This window comes from Pseudomonas costantinii, assembly GCF_001870435.1.
GTDB lineage: Bacteria > Pseudomonadota > Gammaproteobacteria > Pseudomonadales > Pseudomonadaceae > Aquipseudomonas > Aquipseudomonas costantinii.
Map to the genome: position 1 here is coordinate 203,189 of NZ_MDDR01000005.1, position 24,261 is coordinate 227,449.

Genomic DNA, 24,261 nt, shown 5'->3' on the forward strand with positions numbered 1-24,261 from the left:
CGCATACCGCGCTTGCACCGGTCCGATTCACAACTCAAGCTATGCTTCATTCGCCCAATGTCCGTCTAAGGAAAAGGCCCTCGACATGCGCATTCTCATTACCGGCGGTGCGGGATTCATCGGCTCTGCCCTGATCCGACACCTGATCCAACACACCGAGCACGAAGTGCTCAACCTGGACAAGCTCACCTACGCCGGCAACCTGGAGTCGCTGACCAGCATCGCGTCCAATAGCCGCTATGAGTTCGTGCAGGCCGATATCATCGACCAAGCCACCGTCAGCGCCGTGCTGGCACGCTTTGAGCCCCAGGCAATCATGCACCTGGCCGCCGAGTCGCATGTCGACCGCTCCATTGACGGCCCGTCGGATTTTATCCAGACCAACATCGTCGGCACCTATAGCCTGCTGGAAGCCACGCGCGCCTATTGGCAGACGCTGGCAGAACCTGCCAAGAGTGCGTTCCGCTTCCACCATATCTCTACGGATGAGGTGTATGGCGACCTCCATGGTGTGGACGACCTGTTCACCGAAACCACACCTTACGCGCCCAGCTCGCCGTATTCCGCCAGCAAAGCGGCCTCCGACCACCTGGTCCGCGCCTGGCAGCGCACGTATGGCCTGCCGGTGCTGCTGACCAACTGCTCGAACAACTACGGGCCGTTCCACTTCCCTGAAAAGTTGATCCCGTTGGTCATCCTCAACGCCCTCGCGGGCAAGCCGCTGCCGGTCTACGGCGATGGCTTGCAGGTGCGCGACTGGCTGTTCGTCGAAGATCACGCCCGCGCGTTGTTGAAAGTGGTCACCGAAGGTGTGGTCGGCGAGACCTACAATATCGGCGGTCACAATGAGCAGAAGAACATCGACGTGGTGCGCGGTATTTGCAGCCTGCTGGAAGAGCTGGCACCACAACGCCCGGCCGGCGTGGAGAAATTCACCGACCTGATCACTTTCGTCAAAGATCGCCCAGGCCACGACCAGCGTTATGCGATCGACGCCAGCAAAATCGAACGCGAGCTGGGCTGGGTACCGAAAGAAACCTTTGAAACCGGCTTGCGCAAAACCGTGCAGTGGTACCTCGACAACCTGGAATGGTGCCGCAGGGTCCAGGACGGCAGCTATCAAGGTGAACGTCTGGGCAACACCGAGCCAAAAGACCTGATCGCATAACCAAGGCAACGCGCACTACAGCTAGGCATAATGCGCCTGTACCCACAGGCGCATGACTCCCATGACTCCACCCCTTCCGCGAAGACCCCGCTGGCGCAGCCTCGCCCTGTTGGCGTTGTGCCTGGCACCGCTGCTGTGGCCGCTGGAGCACTTGGCCGAGCGCTATTACCGCAGTGAACTGGCCGGGCAAAACCGCCAGACCCTCGACCTGTACGTCGCCAACCTGCTCGGCACCTTGCACCGCTATGAAGTGCTGCCGCAGATCCTCGGTGATCTACCCGCCCTGCGCACCGCACTGGATGCGCCTCAGGTGAGCACCAACCTGACCAACGCCAACCTGCTGCTCAAGGACGTCGCCGCCCAGGCCGGTGTGGAAGTGATGTACCTGATGGACACCACCGGCAAGACCCTCGCCGCGTCCAACTGGGACAAGCAAGACAGTTTTGTCGGCCGCAACTTCTCGTTCCGGCCCTATTTCAGCGAAGCCATGGCCGGGCGCCTGGGGCGGTTTTTCGGCCTGGGGACCACCTCGGCCAAGCGCGGTTACTTCTTCGCCGCCGCCGTGCGCGATGGTGACAAGATCATTGGCGTGCTGGTGGTCAAGGTCGACCTGGACCACACCGAAAGCCTATGGGGCAACACCCCGGAACAACTGCTGGTCACCGACCACAACGGCGTAGTGATCCTGACCTCACGCCCGCAATGGCGATTCCGCGCGACCCGACCGCTGACTGCCGAAGAACGCCAAGCCATCATCGCCATCCAGCCCTACCCGACCCGCGACCCACAACCGCTGACCCTGAGTTCCACCGCGTGGCTGCGCCAATCCACAGCCATCGCCGAAACCGGCTGGAACGTGGAGATCCTCGCGCCACGCTCGCTGATCAATCGCCCGGTGCGCACCGTGGTGGCCGTCGGTGGCGCCACGTTGCTGGTGGTGATGCTGTTGCTGGGTTTGATGATGCAGCGCCGTCGGCATTACCTGGAACGCATCGCCTTCGAAGCCAAGGCGCGCCGCGAACTGGAAATGCGTGTGGTCGAACGGACCAGTGACCTGGAGGGCCTTAACCGACGCCTGAAACAGGAAGTGCTGGAGCGCGAACACGCCCAACAGGAACTGGTGCGCGCCCAGGATGACCTGGTGCAAGCCGGCAAACTGTCGGCGCTGGGCACCATGTCGGCGAGTATCAGTCACGAACTCAATCAGCCCCTCGCAGCAATCCGCAGCTATGCGGAAAACGCCGAAATCCTGCTCGACCATGAGCGCACCAACGACGCTCGGGGCAATCTCAAGCTGATCAGCGAACTGACCGGGCGCATGGCCTCGATCATCGCCCACCTGCGCGCCTTCGCCCGGCGCGACCGCCATGCGCCGGAAAGCGTGGCCCTGCAACCGGCGCTGGACGATGCGTTGGCGTTGCTGGCCAAGCGGCGGCGGTCGATGGAAGTCGAGCTGATCCGCGACTTGCCGGAGGCGACGCTGTGGGTACAGGCTGGCGAAACCCGCCTGCGCCAAGTACTCGGCAACTTGCTGGCCAACGCCCTCGACGCCCTCACCGAAAAAGGCCCGCCGCGCAAACTCTGGCTGAGTGCCCAAACCACCGAACAGGGCGTCAACCTGTACATTCGCGACAACGGCCCGGGGTTTTGTATGGAAGCGTTAGGCCGCGCCAGCGAGCCGTTCTACACCACCAAGACCCGCACCCAGGGCCTCGGGTTGGGCCTGGCGATTTGTGACACCCTGATGCGCGCCTTTGGCGGCGAACTGCTGTTCGCCAACCACAAGGAAGGCGGCGCGCTGTTAACCTTGAAATTGCGTGCCGGCTCGCCGGGCGTCAGTCTGCAACCGTCCGAGGACCGCAGTGTATGAGTATCGAGAACCAGATTCAGGTGGTGTTGATCGACGACGATCCACACCTGCGTCAGGCCCTGTGCCAGACCCTGGACCTGGCTGGGCTGAAAGTCCTGCCCCTGGGTGAAGCTACCGGCCTCACCGCACGCCTGTCACGGGACTGGCCGGGCGTGGTGGTCAGCGATATCCGCATGCCCGGCATGGACGGCCTGGAGCTGCTCGCCGAACTGCACGGCCAGGACCCGGAGTTGCCGGTGCTGCTGATCACCGGCCACGGCGATGTGCCGCTGGCGGTGCAAGCCATGCGTGCCGGTGCCTATGACTTCCTGGAAAAACCCTTCGCCAGCGACGCCCTGCTCGACAGCGTACGCCGCGCCCTGGCCCTGCGCCGCCTGGTGCTGGACAACCGCAGCCTGCGCCTGGCCCTCAGCGACCGCCAGCAACTGAGCACGCGCCTGGTGGGGCACTCGCCGCAAATGCTGCGCTTGCGCGAGCAGATTGGCGCCCTGGCCGCGACCAGGGCCGATGTGCTGATCCTCGGCGAAACCGGCGCAGGCAAAGAAGTGGTTGCCCGCGCACTGCACGACCTGTCGAGCCGGCGCAGTGGACCGTTTGTGGCGATCAACGCCGGGGCGCTGGCCGAATCGGTGGTGGAAAGCGAGCTGTTCGGCCATGAGCCCGGCGCCTTTACCGGTGCGCAAAAACGCCGTATCGGCAAGTTCGAATTCGCCAACGGCGGCACACTGTTCCTCGATGAAATTGAAAGCATGAGCCTGGATGTTCAGGTCAAACTGCTGCGCTTGTTGCAGGAGCGGGTGGTAGAGCGGCTGGGCGGCAATCAACTGATCCCGTTGGATATCCGCATCATCGCAGCCACCAAGGAAGACCTGCGCCAGTCCGCCGATCAGGGCCGCTTTCGTGCCGACTTGTACTACCGCCTCAACGTTGCGCCACTGCGCATTCCGCCGCTGCGCGAGCGTGGTGAAGACGCGCTGATGCTGTTCCAGCACTTCGCCGACGAAGCCAGCAGCCGCCACGGCTTACCGCTGCACGAGCTGCAACCGGGCCAGCGCGCGCTGCTCTTGCGTCACAGCTGGCCGGGCAATGTACGGGAATTGCAGAACGCCGCCGAACGTTTTGCCCTCGGGCTGGAGCTGGCCCTGGATGCCACGGCGGACAATCCCTCCGCCAGCGTCCTGACCTCCACCCCGGGCGGTTTGAGTGAACAAGTCGAGCAGTTCGAGAAAAGCCTGATTGCCGCCGAACTGACCCGCCCGCATAGCTCCGTGCGCAGCCTCGCTGAAGCCTTGGGCCTGCCGCGCAAGACTCTGCACGACAAACTGCGCAAGCACGGCCTGAACTTCGCCGACAGCGGCAACCACAGCGCAGACGACGAATGACCCTGCCCACCCGCCAAGAGGCCCCCATGAGCCGCGATAGCCGTTACCTGGAATCCGTTCTTCACCACGACATCCCCCTCACCCGGGAAATGGGCCTCAAGGTGCTCGATTGGCAACACGGCCAGCTGCAGTTGCACCTGCCCTTGCAAGCCAATATCAACCACAAGAGCACCATGTTTGGCGGTAGCCTCTACCGCGGCGCAGTGCTGGCGGGCTGGGGCTGGCTACACCTGAAACTGCGCGAAGAAGGGATTGAAGACGGGCACATCGTGATCCAGGAAGGGCAGATCAGTTATCCGCTGCCGGTCACGCGGGATGCGACAGTGGCCTGCCAGGCGCCGGAGGAGAAGGTGTGGAAGCGCTTTGTGGCGACGTACAAGCGGTATGGCCGAGCGCGGTTGACACTGGAGACGTGGATTGTGAATGAGGGCGGTGAAGAGCGGGCGGTGGCGTTTACGGGCCAGTACGTCCTGCACCGCTAACCGTCACAACACAAAACAACTGTGGGAGCTGGCTTGCCTGCTCCCACATTGATCTATGCCAGACTCAAGATCTGGCCAGAGTCAGCAACCGCTCACGCCACGCGGCTTTCGCCGGCAGCGCCAGGAAAAACGGATTCAACAATGAAGCCCGCGCCGGATAACTAAACGGCTCACCACTCAGCTCCAACACTTCACCTCCCGCCCCTTCCAGCACACCTTGAGCCGCAGCAGTGTCCCACTGTGATGTCGGTGCCAGGCGCGGATAGCAATCCGCGCTGCCTTCGGCCAGCAGGCAAAATTTCAGCGAGCTGCCGATGTTCGCCAGCTTCAACTCACCCAACCCCTCGCTCAAACCGTCCAGCAAACGCTCCTGCTCAGGGCTCGTATGCCGACGGCTGGCAACCACGGTAAACGCCTCACCCGCTGCCGGAGTCTGGCGCACCTGAATCTGCTTGGGTGCCTCATTCACATCGGAACGCCACGCCCCGAGGCCCGCCCCACCGAAGTAGCAACGCCCGCTGGTGGGCATCGAAACCACGCCAAACACCACGCGACCTTGTTCGATCAAGGCGATGTTGACGGTAAATTCTTCGCTGCCGGAGATAAATTCCTTGGTGCCATCCAACGGGTCCACCAACCACCAGCGCTGCCAGCCGGCGCGCACGTTCTGGTCGATGTCGGCATCTTCTTCCGACAGCACCGGGATACTCGAGTCAAGAGCCGTAAGGCCTGCGAGGATCAGATGGTGAGCTGCCAGGTCTGCTGCCGTCACGGGCGAATCATCGGCCTTGGAGGTCACGGCCACATCGGCGCGCCAATACGGCAAGATGACTTCACCTGCCTGGCGAGCCAACTCAATCACAGGGGCGATAAACGGATGGCCTAAAAACAGTTCGCTCATGCGGTAAAAGCTCCACGCTGGGTCAACAGGTCACGCACCAGATACAAGGCGGCCAGGGCACGGCCTTCACTGAATTGCTCGTTTTGCGCCAGCATCGACAGCTCACGCAGATTGACCTTGTCCACACGCATCGGCTCAGGTTCATCGCCTTCCAGGCGCTCCTCGTACAGGTCAGTGGCCAGTACCACTTGGATTTTCTGGCTCATATAGCCAGGCGACAGCGAGAGTTCAGTGAGATGTTCCAATTGACGTGCGCCATAGCCTGCCTCTTCCTTGAGTTCGCGGTTGGCCGCCGCCAATACGTCCTCACCGGGCTCGATCAACCCTTTGGGCAAGGACAATTCATATTCGTCAGTGCCGCCGCAGTACTCTTCCACCAGCAGTGCGTGGTCGGCATCGATCATCGCCACAATCATCACCGCGCCGTAGCCGGCACCGCGGCCCACCAAGCGCTCGTAGGTCCGCTCAACGCCATTGGAAAAGCGCAATTGCACCTCCTCCACGCGGAACAAACGGCTACTGGCGACAATTTCGCGGGCGAGGACGGTGGGTTTCTGGCGCATGAGCGGCTCCTTGGCGTGATCGGGTTACTATACCGTGGCTTTTCCGATTGTCTGTGTCGGATATCTTTACTTACATGAGAACGCCCCATGCCCTCTTTGCCCTGGCACGCCATCGACACTGTCCTGCTGGACATGGACGGCACCCTGCTCGACCTGCATTACGACAACCACTTCTGGATGGAGCACTTGCCCCAGCGATACGCCGAACTGCACGGGGTGAGCCAGGCCATGGCCGAAATGGAATTGCAGCCACTGTTCGAGCGTAACGCCGGACAGTTGCAATGGTATTGCCTGGACTTCTGGAGCACTGAACTGAAGATTCCGGTACGCGAACTCAAGCTGGAGACCGCCCACCTGATCGCACTGCGCCCCGACGCGGATACCTTTCTGGCGGCGATCAAACAGGCCGGCAAGCGCGTGATCCTGATCACCAACGCTCATCGTGATTCGTTGTCTTTGAAGCTGGAACGCATTGAGCTGGCACCGTATTTCGAACGGTTGATCAGTTCCCACGACTACGGCTTCGCCAAGGAAAACCCGCAGTTCTGGGACGCCCTGCAAGCAGACATCAACTTCGACCCGGCCCGCAGCCTGTTTATCGATGACACCTTGCCGATCCTGCGCAGTGCACGGGATTTTGGCGTGGGGCATTTGCTGGCGGTGAAAGAGCCGGACAGTAAGAAAGGGCCAAAAGATACGGCAGAGTTTGCGGCCGTCGAGAACTACCGAGACCTAATTGCCGGACTCTAAACCAATGCGGGAGCGGGCTTGCTCGCGAAAGCGGTGGGTCAGTCAATACATACTCTGACTGACACTCCTCCTTCGCGAGCAAGCTCGCTCCCACATTTTGGCCTGCGTTTTACTCAGGAATACGCAGCGTCTGCCCTGGGTAAATTTTGTTCACATCTTTGAGCAACGGCTTGTTGGCCTCAAAGATTTTGTTGTACTTGTTAGCGTCGCCGTAGACCGTTTTAGAGATCGCGCTCAGGGTGTCACCGCTTTTCACCACGACAAACCGCGAGGCTACAACCACTGGGCCAGTAACAGTAATCTGGTCCTCTACGCTGGCAACCCCGGCAATATTGCCCGCGGCCAGAATGATTTTTTCTTTCTCTTCCTGGCTGGCAACTTCACCGGTGATCGTCACCTTGTCACCGTCAACGGTAGCGTGAACGTTCGGGTTACCCAGCCCCACATCTTCAATATGCTTTTTCAACTCATCGCTGGCGTTAGCGTTACCCGGCGTCAGTAGATCGATCAGCTTTTCGCCTGCTTCCTTCACAAAACTTAAAATACTCATGGTTTGCTCTCCTTGGGATTTGATTTCCAGATGCCCAAGACTAGACCAGTCCTACGGAGTTGGGTTCCAAATCGACCAAAGACCCAAACGCGCTAGAATCCCTCGCCATTGGAATAAGCCCGGAGCGAAGATGGACATCAAACAGCTGAAATTCCTCATCGCCCTCGACGAGACCCGTCATTTCGGCCAGGCGGCAGCGCGTTGTCACATCACCCAACCGACCCTGTCGATGCGCCTGCGCAGCCTCGAAGAAGAGCTGGACTTGCCCTTGGTCAATCGCGGCCAACGCTTTGAAGGCTTTACCGCGCCGGGCGAACGGGTATTGGCTTGGGCGCGGACCGTCCTGGCGGCCTATGACGGCTTGCAGGCCGAGGCGGCGGCCTGTCGCGGCAACCTGGTGGGTACGTTGCGCTTGGGCGTGGTGCCACTGTCGAGCTTCGACCCCTTGGCGTTGATGCAACAACTGCACAAAGAACACCCGAGCCTGCGCTTTGAACTCTCGGCATTAAGCTCCGAACAAATCCTCGAACAACTGGCGAGCAATCGCCTGGACCTGGGCGTGTCCTACCTGGAACGTCTGGACAACGAACGTTTCGACTCGCTGGCCCTGGGCGAAACCCGCATGGGCTTGCTCTACGACCAGCGGTTTTTCAGCTTTGGCGATAAGCCGTTGAGCTGGGAAGCGCTGATCGAACTGCCGTTGGGCATGCTCACCAGCGGCATGCACTTTCGTCAGTCCATCGACCACAACTTCCACAGCCGTGGACTCAATCCACAACCGCTGCTGCAAACAGATGCGGTCCATCAATTGTTACAAGCCGTGCACGGCGGCCTGTGCTGCGCCGTGATGCCTTTGGACGGTGGTCTCGATGCGCTGACCGAGCACCTGCGCCTGCAACCCATTGAAGACGCACACACACTGGCGCGCCTGGGGCTGATCATGCGTCGCAGCGCACCCCGCTCGGCCCTGGCGGAAGCCTGTTTTGCACTGTTTCAAAAATTGCAGCAAGACTCTTGATCGACGCCATCTATCGATAGATCAGTACTGATGATTAGACGCGACCCTTTGTCGCGCCTAGTCTAAACATTGATCAATCCGCCGGTGGTACTGCCCCATGAACGCCAAGCGCCCAGTCTGCGCGGCACCCGCCCTCGAAACGCCCGCGCCCGCCGCCAGCCAGAGCTACCAGTATTGCAATCTTGAACACACCGAATTCGCCAGCACGGCCTTGGCGGAAGAAGTGGCGTTGGCGATTGCCTACAACGACATCAGCCAGGCGGTGATGCTGGTAACGCCGACGGATCTGGAAGACTTCATTGTCGGCTTCAGCATCGGTAGCGGCATTATCACCGACGTTAGTGACATTTATGACCTGAAACTCAGCGGGTCAGGCTCAGCTCAATATGCTCAAGTGCAGATTTCAAGCCGCGCCTTCTGGAACCTCAAGCAGCAGCGCCGCCAGTTGGCAGGCACCAGCGGCTGCGGTTTGTGCGGCGTAGAAGCGGTAGAACAAGCCTTGCCAGACCTTCAGGTGCTGCCCGGCGCGCCATTGCCGCCCGCCGAATGGCTCGACGGCCTGCGCCAACGTATCAGCGCGTTCCAGCCCTTGGGCCAGTACAGCGGCGCGGTACATGCGGCGGTCTTTATGAACAGCCAAGGCGAATTGCTGATGGGCCGTGAAGACATCGGCCGGCATAACGCCCTGGATAAATTGATCGGCGCACTGATCCGCCAAAAAATTCCGACCGACGGCGGCCTGGCGATCGTCACTAGCCGCTGCAGCCTCGAACTGATCCAGAAAGTGCTGCGCGCAGGCATCCAGACCCTCGTCAGCCTGTCGTCGCCCACCGGCCTGGCCCTGCAATGGGCCCGCCGGCACAACCTCAATCTCATTCACCTGCCGCAAAAAAGTGCGCCGCGGGTCTACAGCCCCGCGATGGAGAACCAGCCGTGAGCAATCATCATCAAGCCGACCAAACCCCGACCCCGCGCTACAAGCCGTACAAAGGCCCGGCCGGCGGCTGGGGGGCACTGATCAGCGTGGCGCAAGCCTGGCTGACCAGCGACAACGCGCTGAAAAACCTGCGCATGATGCTCAAGACCAACCAGAATGGCGGCTTCGACTGCCCGGGCTGCGCCTGGGGTGATTCGCCGGAAAGCGGCATGGTCAAGTTCTGCGAAAACGGCGCCAAGGCGGTCAACTGGGAAGCCACCAAGCGCCGCGTAGACGCTGCGTTCTTCGCCAAGCACAGCGTCAGCGCACTGCTGGAGCAGAGCGACTATTGGCTGGAATACCAAGGCCGCCTGACCGAGCCGATGCGCTATGACGCCGAGACCGACCACTACAAGCCCATCAGTTGGGAAGCGGCATTCGACCTGGTCGGCAAGCACCTCAACGCACTGCCCAACCCGGACATGGCCGAGTTCTACACCTCGGGCCGGGCCAGCAATGAAGCGGCGTACCTGTATCAGTTGTTTGTGCGTGCCTACGGCACTAACAACTTCCCGGATTGTTCGAACATGTGCCACGAAGCCAGCGGCGTGGCCCTCGCGCAGAGCGTGGGTGTCGGCAAAGGCACTGTGACCTTCGACGACTTCGAACACGCCGATGCGATTTTCGTCTGGGGCCAGAACCCCGGCACCAACCACCCGCGCATGCTCGAACCGCTGCGCGAAGCGGTTAAACGCGGCGCCCAAGTGGTGTGCATCAACCCATTGAAAGAACGCGGCCTGGAACGTTTCCAGCACCCGCAACACCCACTGGAAATGCTCACCAACGGCGACAAACCGACCAACACTGCGTACTTCCGTCCGGCGCTGGGTGGCGACATGGCTATCCTGCGCGGTATGGCCAAGTTCCTGCTGCTGTGGGAACGCCAGGCCCAGGCCGAAGGCAAAGAAGCCGTGTTCGACCACGGTTTCCTCAACGAACACACGGCCAACGTGCTGGATTACCTGGGGCAGATCGACGACACCTCATGGGATGAAATCGTCGAGCAGTCCGGCTTGACCCTGGTTGAGATTGAGCAAGCGGCGCGCATGTACGCCAAAGGCAAGAACGTGATCATGTGCTGGGCGATGGGCATCACCCAGCACCGCCACTCGGTGCCGACCATCCAGGAAATCGCCAACCTGATGTTGCTGCGCGGCAATATCGGCCGCCCGGGCGCTGGCCTCTGCCCGGTGCGTGGCCACAGTAACGTACAGGGCGACCGCACCATGGGCATTAACGAGCGCCCACCGGTGGCGTTCCTCGACTCCCTCGAACGTCGTTTCCAATTCCAGGTGCCACGCGACAATGGCCACAACGTGGTCGAAGCCATTCACGCCATGCTCGAAGGTCGCTCTAAGGTGTTTATCGGCCTGGGCGGCAACTTTGCCCAAGCCACCCCGGACAGCCCGCGCACTTTCGAAGCGCTGCGTAATTGCGACCTGACCGTGCAGATCAGCACCAAGCTCAACCGCAGTCACCTGACCCACGGTAAAGACGCACTGATCCTGCCGTGCCTGGGCCGTACCGACATCGACATCCAGGCCGACGGCCCGCAAGCCGTGACGGTGGAAGACTCGTTCAGCATGGTTCACGGCTCCAACGGCCAACTGCAACCGCTGTCGAAGCTGATGAAATCCGAGCCCGCCATCCTCGCCGGTATTGCCGCTGCGACCCTGGGCAGCAAGCCGGTGGATTGGAACTGGCTGGTGGCCGACTACGGGCGCATCCGCGACCTGATCGCCGACACCATCCCAGGTTTCAAGGACTTCAACGAGAAGATCAAACACCCAGGCGGGTTCTATCTGGGTAACTCTGCCGGCGCACGCCGCTGGAACACCCCATCGGGCCGCGCCAACTTCCGCCCGAACATCCTGCCCAAAGACCTGATCCACGAACGCACCCACGCCACGGGCCGGGTGCCGGACCTGATCATGCAATCAATGCGCTCACACGATCAGTACAACACCACTATTTATGGGTTGGACGACCGCTATCGTGGGGTTAAAGGTCAGCGTGATGTGCTGTTCGTCAACGAAGCCGACATCATCCGCCTGGGCTTCAAACCGGGGCAGAAGGCCGACATTGTGTCGCTGTGGGAAGACGGTCGTGAGCGCCGCGTAAAGGGTTTCACCTTGTTGGCGTTTGATATTCCGGCGGGGCAGGCAGCCGCCTATTACCCGGAAGTGAACCCGCTCGTGCCGCTGGAAAGCACCGGGGATGGCAGCCATACGCCGACGTCGAAGTTCGTGGCGATTCGCCTCGAAGCGGCGAGTGACAATGGGCTGATCATGGCGCGTTCAGCGTAAATCTTCGGGCACAAAAAAGGCCGCTTTTGCATAAAAGCGGCCGTTCCGAAGTAGCTAAAGACCTGCAACAACAACTTAAGTTCCCCATACAAAACAGTAACTTATATAATTGTATACAACCGCTGCCACCGGTCGGATTTCGATTGTCAGCGTCTCGATACAACCTCAGGATCGCGCCGTCATCCTCTTGAGGTCTCCCTATGAAGTTCTCCTCGATTCTCTTGTTGTCCCTTGGCCTGGTCAGTGGCGCAGCCATGGCCGGTGGCACCACCGAAGCCGGTGTGGGCGGCGCATTGGGCGGGGTTTTAGGTTCGGTTGTCGGGCAGCAACTCGGCGGCAATACCGGTTCGACCATCGGCGCAGCCCTGGGTGGCGCGGGTGGCAGTGCGGTCGGCGCTGACAAGCGCAGCCGCGGCCAGGCGGCCATTGGCGGCGCGCTGGGTGCAGCAGGTGGCAACGTGGTCGGCCGCAGTGTCGGCGGTAGCACCGGCAGCCTGATCGGCGCAGCCGCCGGCGGTGGCGCGGGTGGCGCACTGGGCAACTACATGGGCAACCAGAGTAACGACGACGATCGGCGTTACCGTGGGCGCGATAACCGCCGTTATGACCGCGATGACCATCGTGGACGCGGCCATGCCTATGGCCATCGCAAGAACAAACACCACTATCGTGACTAAGCCCACGGCCTAAAGAGCACCGTAGCCCCCTGTAGGAGCCGGGTTTACCCGCGATAGCGTAGTGTCAGGCAAGCTATCTAAACCTGACCCACCGCTATCGCAGGCAAGCCACACACATTTGATCTCTATTGATCACAATGGCCGTGTCAGACCACCAACCGCTGCAAGGCCTCGCGCAACATCCCCGGAATCGTCACCGGCTGGTTCGACGCGCGATCCACAAATACATGCACAAACCGCCCCGCCGCACAGGCCTCTTCCTCGCCGGCCTTGAACACCGCCAACTCGTACTGCACTGAGCTGTTGCCCAACTTGCCCACCCGCAGGCCAATTTCTATGCGGTCAGGAAACGCGATCGACGCGAAATAATCACATGCCGAACTCACTACAAACCCCACGATCTCACCGTCGTGAATATCCAACCCCCCTTGTTCGATCAGGTAGGTATTCACCGCCGTGTCGAAAAAGCTGTAGTAGGTGACGTTGTTCACATGGCCATACACATCGTTGTCGTGCCAACGCGTGATGATCGGCTGAAAGTGACGGTAATCGGCGCGCTGGGGCATTGAGTCAGACATGTGCAGGTCTCGTGAAAGTGGGTTTACAGGTCATTCAAATGGGCCTCGGCCCACTCGCGTACCTCGGCGTACGGGTACTCCTCCAGCGCTGCAAAACCGGGAATACCCCGCGCTTTCAGCTTGGTAAACAACGGCACGCTGATACCGCCGAGGAAACGCGCCAGCCGCTCCGCTCCAGGCAGGTTCGTGGTGAGCTCATGATGCCTGTGGATAAAATCACCGCACAGCCCCATGAAGTTTTTATCCACAAGCGGCGGCAAGCTGGGTGGCGGTGGCAGATGCGCAACCTGGCCATGGCATACCGAGCAATGGCCACAGCGCTGGGGCGCGTTTTCATCCCCGAAATACTGCGCCAGGCGTTGCCCCAGACAATGCTCGGTGGCAAAAAGGTCGAGCATGGCGTGAATCCGCGCCACCTCTCCCACTTCGTGCTGCTTAAAGCCTGTGTATAACTCGGCGCTCAACGCCTGTGGATCGAAGTTGGTGTTCAACAAGCTGTAGACCTCCGTCATCTGCTTGCTTTCCAGCTCGATCAAGCCCTGCTCCTGGAAGTAATCCAGCGCTTTCACTACCCGACTGCGCTCGGCATTATGCTGCTGATACAACGCGTCGAAATCCACGGTTGCCCAGGTTTTCGCCCGCTTGCACACCTGGATAATCGCCGCGACAAACTGCTGCCGTTCGCCGGAAAACCGCGCCAGCAAAGCTTCGGGTTCGATCAGGTATTTGAAGCGGTATTCGGCATAAAACGCGTAGCGCGGCGCGATCACGCCCTTGAGTTCCAATTGCACCAGCAGCGTCTTGAGCGGCAGCTCGCGGATGTTGCTATGGTCCGACAACGACCTCAGCAAGAACTCCCACTGCCCATCGCCACGCGCCGCCTGCAATTCCTCCAGGACACGACGAATGCCGTCCTGCTCAGGCGTGTCGCCGTACACAAAGTTCTCCAGCACATTCAGGCTGTCACGGTTGGCCAGCACCAGGCAGTCGGACGGCTGCCCATCACGCCCCGCGCGACCGATTTCCTGGCTGTAGTTCTCAATGGATTTGGGCAGGTCAAAGTGCACCACATTGCGGATATCACTCTTGTCGATGCCCATGCCGAACGCGATGGTGGCAACGATGCAATTGGAACGCCCGCCCATAAAGCGCTGCTGGATACCCTCGCGTTTATCGTGGGGTAAACCGGCGTGATATGCCTCGGCCTGAATGCCGTTGCGGTTCAGGTGCTCGGCAATTTGCTCAGCGGTTTTTTGCAGGGTGACATAGACGATGCTCGGCTGATTGGCCCGCTCGCTCATCCACTCGACCAAGCGCCCGCGTTTGTCCGCACCACTGACCGGCTCAACCAACAAGTTGAGATTCGGCCGGTAGAAGCCCGTGGTGACCACATCGTCCGGCGCAATGGCGAACTTGGCCTGCATGTCGGCAATCACCTTGGGCGTGGCCGTAGCGGTCAACAGCAGCGCTTGTGGGATATTGAACTGACGCTGGTAGTCCGGCAGCTTCAAATAGTCCGGCCGGAAGTTGTGGCCCCACTCGGAAATACAGTGCGCCTCGTCCACCACCAGCAGTGAAATCTGCACGCTTTGCAGGAAGTTACGGAAGCGCTCGTTCTTCAAACGCTCTACGGAAATCATCAGGATTTTCAGCTCGCCGGAGCGCGCACGGGCCATCACCTCATTGGCCTCATCGCGGCTCTGGGCCGAATCGATACTGCCCGCCGAAATACCGTGGCGCTGCAGGAAACCCAACTGATCCTGCATCAACGCCAACAACGGCGACACCACCAGCGTCAGATGCGGCAGCAGCACCGCCGACAGCTGATAACACAGGGACTTGCCCGACCCTGTCGGGAAAATTGCGGCGGCCGAGCGCCCGGCCAGCACAGCGCTGACCGTTTCTTTCTGACCTAAACGAAACTGTGAAAAACCAAAGACCTGTTGGAGGGTGTCGTGCATAAGCTGTCACTCCATTGACCGCTGAGTTGGCTCAAAAACATAGCCCAAGGCATTCAGCGAATCGAGAAAGGTCGTGAGGAAAAAAGAGACAGGATGATACACAGAGTGGGGGATGGCCTAGGGCCGAAGTGGGATGCTTCGCTCGATTTTGTGAGATGAATACAAACCAAGTGTGGGAGCTGGCTTGCCTGCTCCCACACTTTAGAGCTGTGTTAAACCGGAATCAGCGATTCTGCACCCGCTCAATCGCCGTGTCATACACCGGATTGGCCTTCTGCTCTTTCGCCAATTGGTAGTGACGCAAGGCGTCCGAGAACTGCCCCGCCGCTTCGTAGATACGCGCAATGTTGTAGTAAGCCCCAGCACGTACGGTCGCAGCATTGGCGCCGGTAGCCAGCGCGATAGCCTTGCGATTGGCCCAGATCGACTCGGCCGTGTTGCCCGCTTTCTGATACGCCAGGCCCAAGTTGCCGTAGGCCTTACCGAAGCCATTGTCCAAGTCGATTGCCTGGCGGAACAGGTCAATGGCCTGGTCCAGATTGCCAGCCTGGTAGGCCGCTTCACCTTGCACGTTCAGACGCTTCGCATCAGTTTGTGCGGAGGAGCTGACGGCCACGGCTGTCACCGCAACGCTGTCATCCAGCAAGGCTTTGACTTCGTTGAGCACATTCGGCGCATCAACCGTCACATCGCTGAAATTGTTGATGTCCTGGAAGTCGCCGCTGCCGGTCATGCGGAACACGGTCCACAGGTTGCCGGTACGGTTTTTCGGTACGTAGTAGGTACGCACCAGAGACTGGCCCATGTACACAAACACCTTGGCTTCACTGTTGGACAGCTGGTTCGACCCCAGATGGCCACCGTTGGTGTAGTCATGCACGGCATAAACGTAGCTTTCGCCGTAGTGCTTTTTCTGCAGGGTGATGGTTTCCGGACCATAGCTGTCGGTGTCATCCACATCCAACTCGGCGTCGGTACCCTTCTGGTTATCGAAGTAAATATTGTTGCCAGGGAAAATCATGTGGGAGTCGAGGTCTGCCGGGGTCTTGCCCCAGGTCAGCACGACGCGCAGGCCGTCGAGATTTTCCATGACTGGGCTGACAGCATAAGTCATACCCTTGCACGGGCACTTCACCACCAGGTTGGAGTAACCAGGCTTCTTGATAATCAGCAAGTTGCTGGCGTCATCCGCAGCTTCGCTGGTCAGCGTCACTTGGCCCTGGGCGTTGGTACGGCCCACCACGTTTTGTGCACCGTTACGTTGCAGCAGTACTTCGGCGTCGGCGATTTTCTGGTCCTTGACCACGGCGCTGAGTACTTCAATCGGCAATTGCTCAGCCTGGATTGAAAAAGCCACCGCACACAATGACATCGCCGAGGCGATACGAAGCAAACCCATGCTCAACTCCCTTTAAGTAGTGGGCGGAATCGCCCTACAAGATTTCGCGGTGGAACATACGCTGAATTCAGAGCGTAGGCGCAATTTTTGTACAGAATGTGACATGGTTTTTATCCCACCTGCCCGCTGACGCATTGCGCTACAATCAGGCCTTGCGACCCAGGAGTACGCTGCGATGAGCGAACCGACGTTTGAGCAAAAACAGGATCACTACCACAAGATCCGTCGTTCCAACTACTTGGCCAGCTTGCGGCTGGAAGGGTTCGACACCCAACCGACCGATGTCGACAAGCCCTTGCCGACCCGTGAAGCAGTCCTTGCCAAGTACCGCAACACCTCGCGCTGATGCTCGACAAATACGGGGTGGGCCAGGATCCTTACTGCTATCCCGGTAGCAGCATCCTGCGCAACCGCCTCGACTTGCTCGACGAAACGCTCCTGCACCAGGCCGAGCGAGAATTATCCGAAATCGCCTTAGGCAACCTTCCCCTCTTCCCACCGCCCTACGACCTCGGCCGCCTGCAACACATCCACCGCACCCTGTTCGGAGACATTTACGACTGGGCCGGTGAGCTGCGCAGCGTCAACATCCAGAAAGGCGACACGCTATTCTGCACCCCGGAGCGCATTCCACCGGAAGCAGCGAAAATTATCCGCCACATGGAGCAGGCCAACTGGTATGTCGGTGTGAGCCAAGATGAATTGGTGGTGCAAATTGCCGAAGCCTATGGCGACCTCAACGTCATCCACCCCTTCCGCGAAGGCAACGGCCGCGCACAGCGGATTTTGTTTGAGCAAGTCATCGTGAATGCGGGGTTTTCGGTGAACTGGTGGTTGGTGAAAGATGCAGCGTGGATACCGGCGAATATTGATGCAGTGGCGTGTGATTACCGGGGGTTGGAGGCGATTTTTGAGCGGTGTATCAGTAGGCCTGTCAGCGCTTGATAGAACCGCAAACGGATAAACAATCTGTTTATTGCTCCAAATAACGCTCGCTTTTAAGGTTCGCTCCGTCGCTGCCAACTCAGCGACCGGGCTTGGTCACCCGAAAACAGCACACATAAGTGCCATTACTTGCTCTACGAACGTCTATCGTCTCGTAACACGCTGCCATGGCGGCTGTGTGTGGGACGTCTTCGGACGTGTCGGAGTGCTGTTTCCGGCTGGCCAACCCGCGCACAGTCCGCCACCCATCGTTTGGCCACGGTGATGTCGGTTACCTAACAGCAAACCGAGTACCTTCAAATGCAAATACCTGAAACGATGGATCGCTATCGTCACCTACGCACCAACTTCACCGACACCCACCCTCTCGTCATAGACACCGAAGCCAAAGCCGAAGACATCCAGTCCGCCGCACATCAGCGCATCCGTGCTGCCACCGACTTACTGGAAACCTTCTCCTGCCTGACCTTCGAACACGCCGACCTCAAAGACATTTCCCACATCACCAATGCCCTGTACCTGCTCGTCCAGGATGGCTGTGATTTACTGGAGGCGGCACAGCATGCTCAGCTACAACCTCAACAGCCATACACCTAAGCTGTAACCTTTTGTAGGAGCGAGCTTACCCGCGAAGATCGTCAACGATGACGCGGTAACTCTGTATAACCGTGGCGTACTTGAGCTCTTCGTGAGCAAGCTCGCTCCTACAACTGAACGCGTTAACAACCAAAAATCACTGCCAAGCCAAAAATCCCGGAAAACCCTGTAAGAAACCTCCAAAAGCCGAGACATCCCCTTCCGAAACTGCTTAAAACTCCTGCCCGCCCCTCTACAAAACTCACCTTTCTCTGACTGAAACTAGCGCCCTTTCAACAGCCCCCAGAAAATACCCGTGAACATCGAAAGGACTCAACATATCGGCCATTACGGGGTCACCTTCACGGTGCTACGTTTTGTCGTCTCGCCTGCCAATCACTCTGCACTGACAAACCTCTGCCTGTTGGAAGCAGGTGCGCCTGCAAATGAGGTGCGCCAAAGACTCGTAGATCTCTACAGAAAAATGCTTGCTCGAGATTTACCTTGCAAAATGACTGTTGCTATCTCCAAACCGCTGACCCGGCAACAAGCTGACTTACTCAACATTCGTGGGGAGATCGTTGCAGGATTAATCAGCGGCGCCGTGTCAGCACCAATGAGCCTTGCATCTCCTGCCGCTGGGTTCGCCTCTGGTGCAGCTGCCGGCCTAATTATTAAAGGGGTCATTCGCAGCTATCACGCCGGTGATGTGGTAATCGGCCTCGACGCACAGGTCAACGGCGGAATTGGTCCCCAGCGATCACTGTCGGCCATGGTCCGGCAGTTCCAGGGTGGCTAATGCAATGAATGAATACCTTCAATGGATCAACCTGCTGCCTCTTCTCGCACTGGCCGTCATAGTCGACAGAACAATAAAGAGGCCCTTACTCAGAAGATGGCTTGGACTCTGCCTATTGGTAGCGGGCCCAACGCTTCTGTTATATGCCACCTCCTGGATCAGAGAGGCACAGCTTGAAAGCCTGCCGATAGTCGCCTTCGTGACAGGCATCGGGTTATTGAGCACCCAAAATATCTATTGCAGGGCTAAAACCACTCACCCTTTATTCATCGCCCCAACCTTGAACCTTGCGCCGGGTTTTCCTGATGACCCGCTCATGCTCCATCTCTTGCAAATTTTGCATGAGGGTATCGGTCTGCCCAAACACAAAACCATCTCCCTCGACACGTCAGTCAATCACGATCTCGGGTGTAATCGTGTCGAAGCCAAGCAATTGATGGCATTACTGAAGCTGGATTTCGGTATGAGACTAGGTGACTACAACAGCAACCGCTACTTCAAGCGTCGCGGCTTTGATGCATATTTGCGATATGTGGAAAAAGGCAGCGCGAGAAAGCGCCCTCTAACCATCGAAATGCTCTACCAAGCCGTCAAAGCCAAGTACTGGGACACCCGGAAACTCGAAGCGAAGGCGTACCAGGAACCATGAATTTCTGCCTGCAATTAGTATGTTTTCTCGGGTTCTACCTGTTACTTCATTATCAAATTACTGACTGCCCCCTCAGAATGCCCTTCCTCCCTGTCCTTCGTATTCTTGATAGGTTTGGCACTCTTCATCACCCGAAACAAATACCGCCACCAACGCCCCCCTCACCCATTCCTGCGTGCCCCACCATGAATCTCGCCCCCAACTTCCCCGAAGACCCTGTCATGCAGCAACTCCTGCAACTGCTGCACGAAGAAATCGGCCTACCGAAACACAAGACCCTCCGCCTGCAAACCTCAATCAATTTCGACCTCGACTGCGACGGCAGTGAGGCCAAGCAACTGATGGAAGCACTGGAGCAGGAATTTGCGCTCGACCTGGGCGACTTCGACACTTATCGTTACTTCAACCCGCCGGGGTTTGATGTGTTTCTCAAGCGTCGGGCCAAGGGGCGCGGCGAAAAAGTGCCGCTGACCCTCAGCATGCTCTACCTGGCCATCAAGACCCACAGCTGGGATACGCAGACGCTGGAAAACCTGAGCTAAAACACTAAGGACCTTACATGGACGTAATGATGGGCCTGCTGGCCGCCCTGCTCTGGGGCGGCACGGATTTTCTCGTGGGCCTCAACGCCCGAGCCGTAGGCGTTAAACGCGCGGTGTATTTCGGCCAAGCCCTGGGCTTCCTGATCATGACCCTGCTGCTGGTCATTCTCCCAAGCTTGCTGTTCAAATCCCTGGAAGCTCCACTGAGCATCTGGCTCCTCGGCATCGCCGCCGCCCTGCTCACCGTCTCCGGCGCCCTGGCGCTGTCCAAGGCCTTCGCCCTTGGCAAAGCCGCCATTGTCGCGCCGCTGGTGACGTCCTACGGCGTGGTGACCACCTTGCTGTCCTGGGCCAGCGGTGAGCACATCAGCCTGACACAACTGGGCTGCATCGCCGTGTGCGTGATCGGCGTGATCCTCTCCAGTATCCACAAGGACAACGGCGTCCCCCACAACAACCCACGCCTGTCCATCGCCTACGCCATGCTCGCTGCTTTGCTGTATGGCACCAGCTTCTGGCTCCAAGGCCGCTATACATTGCCGGCGCTGGGGCCGATCACCATGCTGTGGTTGGGTTACCTGGTGGGCCTCTGCGTGCTGGTGATGATGGTGCTTAAGATCAAAGACGGCCTGAAGATCCCGCCGCTGAAAAACTGCGCGACGTTGACCGGGGCAAGCCTGATGAACCTGGGTGGATTCTCGGCGTTTTCGTGGGGGGCAATGGCCGGGTCGGTTTCGGTGGTGACGGTGATCAGTACGTTATCGGGTGGGATTGCGGCGATTTTGGGGTTTGTATTTTTCAAGGAGCGGCTGTCGGCCGTGCAAGTGCTGGGTGTGGTGTTGGTGCTGGTCGGCGCGGTGGTGTTGCACATCGCCGACTAAACCCTGCGCGCACAAAAAAGCCGCCTCTAGAGGCGGCTTTTTCACAACGGCTAAGTCTTACAACTTAGGACCCGCAGCCTTGATCGCATCGCTCACTTCAAACTTCTTGAAGTTCTCAACGAACAGACCCGCCAGCGCCTTCGCCGCTTCGTCGTACGCAGCTTTGTCAGCCCAGGTGTTACGTGGGTTCAACAGGCCTGTATCAACACCCGGTACGGCCAATGGCACGTCCAGGTTAACGGTGTCGAGGTGTTCGGTTTCAGCACCGATCAACGCACCGCTCTGGATCGCTGCGATTACGCCGCGAGTGGTCGGGATGTTGAAGCGTTTGCCGACGCCGTAGCCGCCGCCGGTCCAGCCGGTGTTGACTAGGTAGACCTTGGAGCCGAAGCCGCGGATGCGCTTGATCAGCAGCTCTGCGTATTCGCCGGCCGGGCGCGGGAAGAACGGTGCGCCGAAGCAGGTGGAGAAGGTCGACTTGATGCCGGTGCCGGAACCCATTTCGGTCGAGCCCACCAGAGCAGTGTAGCCGGACAGGAAGTGATAGGCCGCTTGTTCTTCGCTGAGGATCGACACTGGCGGCAGTACGCCGGTCAGGTCACAGGTCAGGAAGATCACCGCGTTTGGCTCACCACCGAGGTTTTTCTCGGAGCGCTTGGCAACGTGTTCCAGCGGGTAGGCGGCGCGGCTGTTCTGGGTAAGGCTGACGTCGGCGTAGTCGGCGTGCTTGGCATCGTCGATTACAACGTTTTCCAGCACGGCACCGTGCTTGATGGCTTTCCAGATAACCGGCTCGTTCTTCTCGGACAGGTCGATGCACTTGGCATAGCAACCACCTTCGATGTTGAACACTACGCCCTCGCCCCAACCGTGTTCGTCGTCACCGATCAGGTAACGGCTTTCGTCGGCGGACAGGGTGGTCTTGCCAGTGCCGGACAGACCAAAGAACAGGGTCACGTCGCCTGCTTCGCCGATGTTGGCGGCGCAGTGCATCGGCAGTACGTCGGCGGCCGGCAGCAGGAAGTTCTGCACCGAGAACATGGCTTTCTTCATTTCACCGGCGTAACGCATGCCGGCGATCAGCACTTTTTTCTGGGCGAAGTTGAGGATCACGCAACCGTCGGAGTTGGTGCCGTCACGCTCTGGCACGCATTCGAAGTTGGCCACGTTGAGTACTTGCCACTCTTCACGGCCGGCCGGGTTGTACTGGGCCGGGTTGATGAACAGGCAACGACCGAACAGGTTCTGCCAGGCAGTCTGGGTGGTCATCTTCACGGCCAGGTAGTGGTCTTGCGCAGCACCTACATGAACGTGGGAAACGAAATGCTCTTGCGCGTTGTTGAATGCCTCGACGCGAGCCCACAGGGCATCGAACTTGTCGGCCGGGAACTTGCGGTTGATCGGGCCCCAGGCAATGGAAGCCTGGGTGGACGGCTCTTCAACGATGAAACGGTCGACCGGCGAACGGCCGGTACGGTGACCGGTACGTACGACCAGCGCGCCGGTATCGGCAAGCTCGCCCTCACCACGGCTCAGGGCTTCTTTAACCAGATCGTCAACACTCAGATCGGTGTATACGGCGTTATTGGCTTGCGTCATGAGGTTCCCCGTCGGCCTAAGGCCGAGTGCTCCGAACGTTTTGTAGTAGAAAGTTGCGCACTACTACCGCGAAAAAAGTGGGCCGGATTATGCCAGAAAAGCCCAAAAAGAGTAGGGCCCTCCCGTCAGAACTGCGCTAATCCGGCGTTTGTCAGGTGATTTACCTGTGCTTAAACGTTTTAGTGGCGGGTATCGGAAGGGGTGTCGATGCCTGCTCCGGCGAACAATTGGGCTACATCAGCCGCATCGAACAGGTAGCGCTGGTTACAGAACTGGCAGTCGATCTCGATATTGCCACCGTGTTCCACCACCAGATTCTGCGCATCTTCCAGGCCCAGGCTGACCAAGGCATTGGCCGAGCGCTCACGCGAGCAACTGCAGCGAAAGCGCAGACCCTGTGCGTCAAATAGACGCACGGCCTCCTCATGGTAGAGGCGGTGCAGGATGGTTTCGTTGTCCAGACCCAGCAGTTCTTCAGCGGTCAGGGTACCGGCCAGGGCGGTCAGCTTGCGCCAGCTATCGGTGCGCTCATCGTCGTCCTTGATGCGGTCAGCCGGCAATTGCTGCAACAGCAGGCCACGGGCGCGCTTGCCATCGGCGTTGAGCCAGAACTTGGTGCCGACTTGCTGGGACATCACGAAATAGTTGGTGAAGCAGTCCGACAGGGTTTCACCGTCGAGGTCGACGATGCCCTGGTAGCGCTGGCCTTCCGTCGGATCGACGGTGATCGCCAGCACGCCGTTGGCCATCAGGTCGCTCAGGGTCGCGTCCGGGGCGATCCGATCGGCGTCGTAACGGGCCAAGCCACGGATTTCACGCTCGCTGGAGCATTCGATCATCAGCATCGGGACCGGGCCTTCGGAACGGGCCTGCAGGATCAGCAAACCGTCGAACTTCATGGTGCCTACCAGCAGCGCCGCCGCCGCCATCAGCTCACCGAGCAGTTGCGCGACCGGCTCCGGATAGGGGTGCTTGGCAAGGACTTCGGCATAGCTGCGCTCCAGCGAGACCAGTTCGCCGCGGGCGTCGCTGTCGTCGAAGATGAAGCGTTGGGTGAAGTCGGTATCCGGTAGATCAGTCATAGGTCTGGGTATCTGAATTGAAGAGTGTTGACGCAAAGATGGTGCAGTTTATGAACAATCCGGGTTTCTTCCAAGCCAAGCGACGGCTCGGGCGATTACCGGTGGCCTCAATCGTCGTTGCCGCTGCCGCGAAACTTGAACAGGTCGCGGCGCTGTTTTTTGCTGGGTTTGCCATCAGTCGTCATGCCCACAGCGCCTGCTTTGCGCATCGCCGCAGCATTTTCGCGTTTGGCGATACTGGCTTCTGTTTCGGTGTACAGCGCCTGCGCCTCGGGCGCGCCACGGCGCACGATGGAAAGTGCCTGGACCACAACGGTCTTTTCATCAAACCCGGTACGAATCTGAAACTCATCACCGACGCGCGGTTCCTTGCCCGGCTTGCAGCGTTCACCGCGATGGTGCACCTTGCCACTCTCGATGGCGGCCTTGGCCAGGGCACGGGTTTTATAGAAGCGCGCAGCCCATAGCCACTTGTCCAAACGGACCTTTTCTTCCTCTTCCTGCTTTTGAGCCACTTGAATTCCTCGCTTTGAAAAATGTCGCAACTTTACCGTTGAAACCCTTCGACGCATAAACCCCAAGGCTCACCTAAGATACGCCAAGCACC

Annotated in this window: 25 protein-coding genes; 16 read left to right on the forward strand and 9 right to left on the reverse strand. The window is 59.2% G+C overall.

The annotated features are described in order from the left end of the window. Window positions 1-85: 85 nt before the first annotated feature. From rfbB to BFL40_RS03020, 4 genes are all read left to right on the forward strand, one after another. The gene (gene rfbB / locus BFL40_RS03005) at window positions 86-1,168 is read left to right on the forward strand and encodes a dTDP-glucose 4,6-dehydratase (protein ID WP_071482576.1); all 1,083 of its coding nucleotides are present in this window, start codon (window positions 86-88) and stop codon (window positions 1,166-1,168) included. A 61-nt stretch (window positions 1,169-1,229) separates the two neighbouring features. Beyond that, window positions 1,230-3,038 carry a sensor histidine kinase gene (locus BFL40_RS03010; RefSeq protein ID WP_071482575.1) on the forward strand — a complete coding sequence of 603 codons (1,809 nt, stop codon included), beginning with the start codon at window positions 1,230-1,232 and terminating at the stop codon, window positions 3,036-3,038. After that, the gene (locus BFL40_RS03015; RefSeq protein ID WP_071482574.1) at window positions 3,035-4,420 is read left to right on the forward strand and encodes a sigma-54-dependent transcriptional regulator; all 1,386 of its coding nucleotides are present in this window, start codon (window positions 3,035-3,037) and stop codon (window positions 4,418-4,420) included. Before BFL40_RS03010 ends, BFL40_RS03015 begins: the two co-directional genes overlap by 4 nt. Window positions 4,421-4,446: 26 nt before the next feature. Continuing rightward, complete coding sequence (locus BFL40_RS03020) at window positions 4,447-4,902, forward strand: YiiD C-terminal domain-containing protein (RefSeq protein ID WP_071482573.1); 456 nt, start codon at window positions 4,447-4,449, stop codon at window positions 4,900-4,902. Window positions 4,903-4,966: 64 nt separating this feature from the next. Here BFL40_RS03020 and cysQ read toward each other — a convergent pair whose 3' ends face one another. After that, on the reverse strand, window positions 4,967-5,803 hold the full coding sequence (gene cysQ / locus BFL40_RS03025) for a 3'(2'),5'-bisphosphate nucleotidase CysQ (RefSeq protein ID WP_071482572.1): 837 nt from the start codon (window positions 5,801-5,803) through the stop codon (window positions 4,967-4,969). Further along, window positions 5,800-6,366, reverse strand: coding sequence for an ADP compounds hydrolase NudE (nudE, locus tag BFL40_RS03030; RefSeq protein WP_071482571.1), 567 nt, complete (start codon window positions 6,364-6,366; stop codon window positions 5,800-5,802). The genes cysQ and nudE overlap by 4 nt, the downstream gene beginning before the upstream one ends. An 87-nt stretch (window positions 6,367-6,453) precedes the next feature. Between nudE and yrfG the strand changes: the two genes are divergently transcribed. Next, window positions 6,454-7,116: a GMP/IMP nucleotidase gene (gene yrfG / locus BFL40_RS03035; protein WP_071482570.1), complete on the forward strand. Its 663-nt coding sequence runs from the start codon at window positions 6,454-6,456 to the stop codon at window positions 7,114-7,116. Between the two features lie 109 nt (window positions 7,117-7,225). On the opposite strand, the gene lysM is transcribed toward yrfG, so the two are convergent. Beyond that, window positions 7,226-7,666: a peptidoglycan-binding protein LysM gene (gene lysM, locus BFL40_RS03040; protein ID WP_071482569.1), complete on the reverse strand. Its 441-nt coding sequence runs from the start codon at window positions 7,664-7,666 to the stop codon at window positions 7,226-7,228. 130 nt (window positions 7,667-7,796) lie between these two features. On the opposite strand from lysM, the gene BFL40_RS03045 reads away from it, so the two are divergent. From BFL40_RS03045 to BFL40_RS03060, 4 genes are all read left to right on the forward strand, one after another. Next, the gene (locus BFL40_RS03045; protein WP_071482568.1) at window positions 7,797-8,684 is read left to right on the forward strand and encodes a LysR family transcriptional regulator; all 888 of its coding nucleotides are present in this window, start codon (window positions 7,797-7,799) and stop codon (window positions 8,682-8,684) included. A 97-nt stretch (window positions 8,685-8,781) separates the two neighbouring features. Beyond that, on the forward strand, window positions 8,782-9,621 hold the full coding sequence (fdhD, locus tag BFL40_RS03050; protein WP_071482567.1) for a formate dehydrogenase accessory sulfurtransferase FdhD: 840 nt from the start codon (window positions 8,782-8,784) through the stop codon (window positions 9,619-9,621). Next, entirely contained in the window at window positions 9,618-11,966 is a 2,349-nt protein-coding gene (locus tag BFL40_RS03055) for an FdhF/YdeP family oxidoreductase (protein WP_071482566.1), read from the forward strand. The genes fdhD and BFL40_RS03055 overlap by 4 nt, the downstream gene beginning before the upstream one ends. A gap of 200 nt (window positions 11,967-12,166) precedes the next feature. Further along, entirely contained in the window at window positions 12,167-12,643 is a 477-nt protein-coding gene (locus tag BFL40_RS03060; RefSeq protein WP_071482565.1) for a glycine zipper domain-containing protein, read from the forward strand. A 146-nt stretch (window positions 12,644-12,789) separates the two neighbouring features. On the opposite strand, the gene BFL40_RS03065 is transcribed toward BFL40_RS03060, so the two are convergent. The 3 genes from BFL40_RS03065 to BFL40_RS03075 form a co-directional block, all read right to left on the reverse strand. Continuing rightward, window positions 12,790-13,221, reverse strand: coding sequence for an acyl-CoA thioesterase (locus BFL40_RS03065; RefSeq protein WP_071482564.1), 432 nt, complete (start codon window positions 13,219-13,221; stop codon window positions 12,790-12,792). 23 nt (window positions 13,222-13,244) lie between these two features. Further along, the gene (locus BFL40_RS03070) at window positions 13,245-15,182 is read right to left on the reverse strand and encodes a RecQ family ATP-dependent DNA helicase (protein WP_071482563.1); all 1,938 of its coding nucleotides are present in this window, start codon (window positions 15,180-15,182) and stop codon (window positions 13,245-13,247) included. A gap of 223 nt (window positions 15,183-15,405) precedes the next feature. Beyond that, window positions 15,406-16,581, reverse strand: coding sequence for a tetratricopeptide repeat protein (locus tag BFL40_RS03075; RefSeq protein WP_071482562.1), 1,176 nt, complete (start codon window positions 16,579-16,581; stop codon window positions 15,406-15,408). A 175-nt stretch (window positions 16,582-16,756) separates the two neighbouring features. Here BFL40_RS03075 and BFL40_RS33570 point away from each other — a divergent pair, with 175 nt between their 5' ends. The 7 genes from BFL40_RS33570 (at window position 16,757) to BFL40_RS03105 (ending at window position 20,973) form a co-directional block, all read left to right on the forward strand. Next, window positions 16,757-16,927, forward strand: coding sequence for a YhfG family protein (locus BFL40_RS33570; RefSeq protein ID WP_139213517.1), 171 nt, complete (start codon window positions 16,757-16,759; stop codon window positions 16,925-16,927). After that, entirely contained in the window at window positions 16,927-17,526 is a 600-nt protein-coding gene (locus BFL40_RS03080) for a putative adenosine monophosphate-protein transferase Fic (protein WP_071482561.1), read from the forward strand. The genes BFL40_RS33570 and BFL40_RS03080 overlap by 1 nt, the downstream gene beginning before the upstream one ends. A 300-nt stretch (window positions 17,527-17,826) precedes the next feature. After that, on the forward strand, window positions 17,827-18,123 hold the full coding sequence (locus tag BFL40_RS03085) for a hypothetical protein (RefSeq protein ID WP_071482560.1): 297 nt from the start codon (window positions 17,827-17,829) through the stop codon (window positions 18,121-18,123). A 295-nt stretch (window positions 18,124-18,418) separates the two neighbouring features. Next, window positions 18,419-18,901, forward strand: coding sequence for a hypothetical protein (locus BFL40_RS03090; RefSeq protein WP_071482559.1), 483 nt, complete (start codon window positions 18,419-18,421; stop codon window positions 18,899-18,901). Between the two features lie 4 nt (window positions 18,902-18,905). Further along, window positions 18,906-19,550: a DUF1493 family protein gene (locus BFL40_RS32715; protein ID WP_074851658.1), complete on the forward strand. Its 645-nt coding sequence runs from the start codon at window positions 18,906-18,908 to the stop codon at window positions 19,548-19,550. A gap of 185 nt (window positions 19,551-19,735) precedes the next feature. Next, window positions 19,736-20,092: a DUF1493 family protein gene (locus BFL40_RS03100; protein ID WP_071482558.1), complete on the forward strand. Its 357-nt coding sequence runs from the start codon at window positions 19,736-19,738 to the stop codon at window positions 20,090-20,092. Window positions 20,093-20,109: 17 nt separating this feature from the next. Then, window positions 20,110-20,973, forward strand: coding sequence for an EamA family transporter (locus BFL40_RS03105; protein ID WP_235864707.1), 864 nt, complete (start codon window positions 20,110-20,112; stop codon window positions 20,971-20,973). Window positions 20,974-21,030: 57 nt separating this feature from the next. On the opposite strand, the gene BFL40_RS03110 is transcribed toward BFL40_RS03105, so the two are convergent. The 3 genes from BFL40_RS03110 to BFL40_RS03120 form a co-directional block, all read right to left on the reverse strand. Next, the gene (locus BFL40_RS03110; RefSeq protein ID WP_071482557.1) at window positions 21,031-22,572 is read right to left on the reverse strand and encodes a phosphoenolpyruvate carboxykinase; all 1,542 of its coding nucleotides are present in this window, start codon (window positions 22,570-22,572) and stop codon (window positions 21,031-21,033) included. Between the two features lie 179 nt (window positions 22,573-22,751). After that, complete coding sequence (hslO, locus tag BFL40_RS03115) at window positions 22,752-23,654, reverse strand: Hsp33 family molecular chaperone HslO (protein ID WP_071482556.1); 903 nt, start codon at window positions 23,652-23,654, stop codon at window positions 22,752-22,754. Window positions 23,655-23,761: 107 nt separating this feature from the next. Beyond that, window positions 23,762-24,169: an RNA-binding S4 domain-containing protein gene (locus tag BFL40_RS03120; RefSeq protein ID WP_071482555.1), complete on the reverse strand. Its 408-nt coding sequence runs from the start codon at window positions 24,167-24,169 to the stop codon at window positions 23,762-23,764. Window positions 24,170-24,261: the final 92 nt, after the last annotated feature.

Bases quoted from the DNA above. Each gene is read 5' to 3' on its own strand.
- rfbB (WP_071482576.1), top strand. From the start codon at position 86: ATGCGCATTCTCATTACCGGCGGTGCGGGATTCATCGGCTCTGCCCTG.
- BFL40_RS03010 (WP_071482575.1), top strand. From the start codon at position 1,230: ATGACTCCACCCCTTCCGCGAAGACCCCGCTGGCGCAGCCTCGCCCTG.
- BFL40_RS03015 (WP_071482574.1), top strand. From the start codon at position 3,035: ATGAGTATCGAGAACCAGATTCAGGTGGTGTTGATCGACGACGATCCA.
- BFL40_RS03020 (WP_071482573.1), top strand. From the start codon at position 4,447: ATGAGCCGCGATAGCCGTTACCTGGAATCCGTTCTTCACCACGACATC.
- cysQ (WP_071482572.1), bottom strand. From the start codon at position 5,803: ATGAGCGAACTGTTTTTAGGCCATCCGTTTATCGCCCCTGTGATTGAG.
- nudE (WP_071482571.1), bottom strand. From the start codon at position 6,366: ATGCGCCAGAAACCCACCGTCCTCGCCCGCGAAATTGTCGCCAGTAGC.
- yrfG (WP_071482570.1), top strand. From the start codon at position 6,454: ATGCCCTCTTTGCCCTGGCACGCCATCGACACTGTCCTGCTGGACATG.
- lysM (WP_071482569.1), bottom strand. From the start codon at position 7,666: ATGAGTATTTTAAGTTTTGTGAAGGAAGCAGGCGAAAAGCTGATCGAT.
- BFL40_RS03045 (WP_071482568.1), top strand. From the start codon at position 7,797: ATGGACATCAAACAGCTGAAATTCCTCATCGCCCTCGACGAGACCCGT.
- fdhD (WP_071482567.1), top strand. From the start codon at position 8,782: ATGAACGCCAAGCGCCCAGTCTGCGCGGCACCCGCCCTCGAAACGCCC.
- BFL40_RS03060 (WP_071482565.1), top strand. From the start codon at position 12,167: ATGAAGTTCTCCTCGATTCTCTTGTTGTCCCTTGGCCTGGTCAGTGGC.
- BFL40_RS03065 (WP_071482564.1), bottom strand. From the start codon at position 13,221: ATGTCTGACTCAATGCCCCAGCGCGCCGATTACCGTCACTTTCAGCCG.
- BFL40_RS03070 (WP_071482563.1), bottom strand. From the start codon at position 15,182: ATGCACGACACCCTCCAACAGGTCTTTGGTTTTTCACAGTTTCGTTTA.
- BFL40_RS03075 (WP_071482562.1), bottom strand. From the start codon at position 16,581: ATGGGTTTGCTTCGTATCGCCTCGGCGATGTCATTGTGTGCGGTGGCT.
- BFL40_RS33570 (WP_139213517.1), top strand. From the start codon at position 16,757: ATGAGCGAACCGACGTTTGAGCAAAAACAGGATCACTACCACAAGATC.
- BFL40_RS03080 (WP_071482561.1), top strand. From the start codon at position 16,927: ATGCTCGACAAATACGGGGTGGGCCAGGATCCTTACTGCTATCCCGGT.
- BFL40_RS03085 (WP_071482560.1), top strand. From the start codon at position 17,827: ATGCAAATACCTGAAACGATGGATCGCTATCGTCACCTACGCACCAAC.
- BFL40_RS32715 (WP_074851658.1), top strand. From the start codon at position 18,906: ATGAATGAATACCTTCAATGGATCAACCTGCTGCCTCTTCTCGCACTG.
- BFL40_RS03100 (WP_071482558.1), top strand. From the start codon at position 19,736: ATGAATCTCGCCCCCAACTTCCCCGAAGACCCTGTCATGCAGCAACTC.
- BFL40_RS03105 (WP_235864707.1), top strand. From the start codon at position 20,110: ATGGACGTAATGATGGGCCTGCTGGCCGCCCTGCTCTGGGGCGGCACG.
- BFL40_RS03110 (WP_071482557.1), bottom strand. From the start codon at position 22,572: ATGACGCAAGCCAATAACGCCGTATACACCGATCTGAGTGTTGACGAT.
- hslO (WP_071482556.1), bottom strand. From the start codon at position 23,654: ATGACTGATCTACCGGATACCGACTTCACCCAACGCTTCATCTTCGAC.